This is a genomic window from Streptomyces sp. ADMS (assembly GCF_033441795.1).
Lineage (GTDB): Bacteria > Actinomycetota > Actinomycetes > Streptomycetales > Streptomycetaceae > Streptomyces.
Genome location: NZ_JAVFVX010000354.1, coordinates 1 through 826, shown reverse-complemented (window position 1 = coordinate 826; position 826 = coordinate 1). Strand labels below are relative to the sequence as shown.

The 826-nt window shown below is 63.8% G+C and carries 2 protein-coding genes; one reads left to right on the top strand and one right to left on the bottom strand.

The annotated features are described in order from the left end of the window. A partial coding sequence (locus tag RB628_RS40980; protein ID WP_318325715.1) for a hypothetical protein occupies positions 1–191 on the top strand: 191 nt, incomplete at its 5' end. A gap of 23 nt (positions 192–214) precedes the next feature. Here the strand turns inward: RB628_RS40980 and RB628_RS40975 are convergent. Continuing rightward, positions 215–553, bottom strand: coding sequence for a hypothetical protein (locus RB628_RS40975; protein WP_318325714.1), 339 nt, complete (start codon positions 551–553; stop codon positions 215–217). Positions 554–826: the final 273 nt, after the last annotated feature.

Sequence of the window (826 nt, the reverse complement as noted above, 5' to 3'; positions counted from 1 at the left end):
GACCTCTGGGTTATGAGCCCAGCGAGCTACCGAGCTGCTCCACCCCGCGTCGGTACGGCGAACTCTACGGCACCGACCCGGCTCGGCCGAATCGGATTTCACCCGACGCCGAGAGTCACAACGAAGCCATTCTTCCGAACGGCGTACCCGTCAAGTTCTCACTTGCCGGCTTCGCCGGATTCTTCGCTTGAGAATCCCCCCATGGTTGGCATGCTCAAGCAGCGAGCAGTTCAGACAGACACTCGGAGGGTGCGCCGCCGAGCGTGTTGCGTGGGTGGCTGCGGTGTTCGTCAGCTCTGGCTTCAGGCTTCCCGTCCCCCGACTGCCGGCGCTCCAGGCCGAGCAGCTTCAGCAGGTCGGCGGTGACCACCCGGTAGGCATTGCCGAGACGCAGCACCTTGACCGGGTACTCCCCCTGCTTGGCAAGCCCGTACCCGGTGGAGCGGCCGATCATCAGCGCACGGTTCGCGGTGTCGAGGTCGATGACCGCCGGAAAAGCGAGCAGCTCGTCGCTCGTCAGCCCTCGCGCCTCACGAGACGAAGCAGATGCCATCACGATGCCCTCCTGAAGGTTATTGGTGTCGTGGTGCCGCCAAAGATGTATCACGTAGTTGCAGCGGCGCCTTTTCTCGATCTAAAGTGTCTCCATGACACCTGATCAATGGCCGACAGTGTTCACCGCTCGGATCGCCCAGGCGGTGCGGGAAGCGCGCAAGGCCGCCGGCCTCACCATGGGCGAAGTCGCCCATGGCTGCGCTGAACGCGGCCTGACGGAGTTCACCGAGCACTCCATGAAGAACCTGGAGTCCGGGCGCAAGACGAGCAT

Excerpts from the sequence above, each read along its gene's own strand:
- RB628_RS40975 (WP_318325714.1), bottom strand. The coding sequence starts at position 553 with ATGGCATCTGCTTCGTCTCGTGAGGCGCGAGGGCTGACGAGCGACGAG.